This window comes from Escherichia sp. XD33 (assembly GCF_019375075.1).
Lineage (GTDB): Bacteria > Pseudomonadota > Gammaproteobacteria > Enterobacterales > Enterobacteriaceae > Enterobacter > Enterobacter flexneri_A.
This window is the reverse complement of the sequence record NZ_JAENDM010000136.1, coordinates 1-2,962: the sequence shown is the minus strand read 5'-3', so window position 1 is coordinate 2,962 and position 2,962 is coordinate 1. Positions and strand designations below refer to the sequence as shown.

The 2,962-nt window shown below is 49.9% G+C and carries 2 protein-coding genes and 2 pseudogenes; all 4 read left to right on the top strand.

Annotated elements, in window-relative coordinates:
- Window positions 1–562, top strand: a pseudogene (locus K0778_RS28075) (N-6 DNA methylase); the annotation flags it as partial.
- Between the two features lie 186 nt (window positions 563–748).
- A complete protein-coding gene (istA, locus tag K0778_RS25460; RefSeq protein ID WP_001297099.1) occupies window positions 749–1,771 on the top strand; it encodes an IS21-like element IS100 family transposase in 1,023 nt (340 codons plus the stop codon).
- On the top strand, window positions 1,768–2,550 hold the full coding sequence (gene istB, locus K0778_RS25455; protein WP_001317493.1) for an IS21-like element IS100kyp family helper ATPase IstB: 783 nt from the start codon (window positions 1,768–1,770) through the stop codon (window positions 2,548–2,550). The genes istA and istB overlap by 4 nt, the downstream gene beginning before the upstream one ends.
- 248 nt (window positions 2,551–2,798) lie before the next feature.
- A pseudogene (locus tag K0778_RS25450) lies at window positions 2,799–2,962 on the top strand (DDE-type integrase/transposase/recombinase); the annotation flags it as partial.

Here is a 2,962-nt window from a genome sequence, read left to right as displayed (position 1 = left end):
CCGAAGACTAAAGGAGATTACGCTTTTATCTCGCATATGATCGAAACCCTGAAACCGGGAACTGGCCGTATGGGCGTAGTTGTGCCACACGGTGTGCTTTTCCGTGGCTCCAGCGAAGGCAAAATTCGCCAGAAACTGATCGACGAAAATTTGCTGGATGCGGTAATTGGTCTGCCGGAGAAATTGTTCTACGGGGATTCCTGCAGCAATTCTGATTTTTAAAAAGCAGAAAGTAGATGATAAGGTGCTGTTTATCGACGCCAGCCGCGAATTCAAGGCGGGTAAAAACCAGAACCAGCTCAGTGAAGAAAACATCGAAAAAATCGTTAAGACCTACCGCAATGGCGATAACGTCGAGAAATACGCTTATCTTGCCAGCCTGAAAGAGATTCAGGACAACGACTATAACCTCAATATCCCGCGCTATGTCGATACCTTTGAAGAAGAGGATGAGATTGACCTGCTGGCGGTGCGAGCAGAACGCGAGCAACTGAAGGCGGAATTGGCGAAGCTGGAAACGGAGATGGCTGGATATTTGAAGGAGTTGGGTTATGGCTCGTGATTCGCTTTACCCAGTGAGCGTTAAAGCTGGAAAACCGATCCTTGGAATGCTACCTACAGGATGGCAAAAGTTATCATTAGAAAAGTGCTTAAATATAGAGTGTCACGAACGGTGCAATAGTGATCCACACCCAACGCCTGAAATCAGATCCAGGGGGTAATCTGCTCTCCTGATTCAGGAGAGTTTATGGTCACTTTTGAGACAGTTATGGAAATTAAAATCCTGCACAAGCAGGGAATGAGTAGCCGGGCGATTGCCAGAGAACTGGGGATCTCCCGCAATACCGTTAAACGTTATTTGCAGGCAAAATCTGAGCCGCCAAAATATACGCCGCGACCTGCTGTTGCTTCACTCCTGGATGAATACCGGGATTATATTCGTCAACGCATCGCCGATGCTCATCCTTACAAAATCCCGGCAACGGTAATCGCTCGCGAGATCAGAGACCAGGGATATCGTGGCGGAATGACCATTCTCAGGGCGTTCATTCGTTCTCTCTCGGTTCCTCAGGAGCAGGAGCCTGTCGTTCGGTTCGAAACTGAACCCGGACGACAGATGCAGGTTGACTGGGGCACTATGCGTAATGGTCGCTCACCGCTTCACGTGTTCGTTGCTGTTCTCGGATACAGCCGAATGTTGTACATCGAATTCACTGACAATATGCGTTATGACACGCTGGAGACCTGCCATCGTAATGCGTTCCGCTTCTTTGGTGGTGTGCCGCGCGAAGTGTTGTATGACAATATGAAAACTGTGGTTCTGCAACGTGACGCATATCAGACCGGTCAGCACCGGTTCCATCCTTCGCTGTGGCAGTTCGGCAAGGAGATGGGCTTCTCTCCCCGACTGTGTCGCCCCTTCAGGGCACAGACTAAAGGTAAGGTGGAACGGATGGTGCAGTACACCCGTAACAGTTTTTACATCCCACTAATGACTCGCCTGCGCCCGATGGGGATCACTGTCGATGTTGAAACAGCCAACCGCCACGGTCTGCGCTGGCTGCACGATGTCGCTAACCAACGAAAGCATGAAACAATCCAGGCCCGTCCCTGCGATCGCTGGCTCGAAGAGCAGCAGTCCATGCTGGCACTGCCTCCGGAGAAAAAAGAGTATGACGTGCATCCTGGTGAAAATCTGGTGAACTTCGATAAACACCCCCTGCATCATCCACTCTCCATCTACGACTCATTCTGCAGAGGAGTGGCGTGATGATGGAACTGCAACATCAACGACTGATGGCGCTCGCCGGGCAGTTGCAACTGGAAAGCCTTATAAGCGCAGCGCCTGCGCTGTCACAACAGGCAGTAGACCAGGAATGGAGTTATATGGACTTCCTGGAGCATCTGCTTCATGAAGAAAAACTGGCACGTCATCAACGTAAACAGGCGATGTATACCCGAATGGCAGCCTTCCCGGCGGTGAAAACGTTCGAAGAGTATGACTTCACATTCGCCACCGGAGCACCGCAGAAGCAACTCCAGTCGTTACGCTCACTCAGCTTCATAGAACGTAATGAAAATATCGTATTACTGGGGCCATCAGGTGTGGGGAAAACCCATCTGGCAATAGCGATGGGCTATGAAGCAGTCCGTGCAGGTATCAAGGTTCGCTTCACAACAGCAGCAGATCTGTTACTTCAGTTATCTACGGCACAACGTCAGGGCCGTTATAAAACGACGCTTCAGCGTGGAGTAATGGCCCCCCGCCTGCTCATCATTGATGAAATAGGCTATCTGCCGTTCAGTCAGGAAGAAGCAAAACTGTTCTTCCAGGTCATCGCTAAACGTTACGAAAAGAGCGCAATGATCCTGACATCCAATCTGCCGTTCGGGCAGTGGGATCAAACGTTCGCCGGTGATGCAGCACTGACCTCAGCGATGCTGGACCGTATCTTACACCACTCACATGTCGTTCAAATCAAAGGAGAAAGCTATCGACTCAGACAGAAACGAAAGGCCGGGGTTATAGCTGAAGCTAATCCTGAGTAAAACGGTGGATCAATATTGGGCCGTTGGTGGAGATATAAGTGGATCACTTTTCATCCGTCGTTGACAATAGAGGCAAGAAAGGCATATATACAAGATAATCAAGAGTATGACTTAGTTACAGTAAAGCGCTCCAGAGGTGGCGTAATAAGACGTGAGCATCTTAAAGGAAAAGATATCTCCGTAAAAAGTCAATTCTATATTAAAGAAGGCGACTTTCTCATATCAAAACGACAAATTGTGCACGGTGCAAACCAGTGGGCTGGGCCATGTCGTTCTCGCCGGACAGCAGGCTCACCATGAAAGCACTGGAAATGGCATGGGAAACCCGTGGTAAGCCCGTCGGGGTGATGTTCCACAGCGATCAAGGCAGTCATTATACGAGCAGGCAGTTCCGGCAGTTACTGTGGCGATA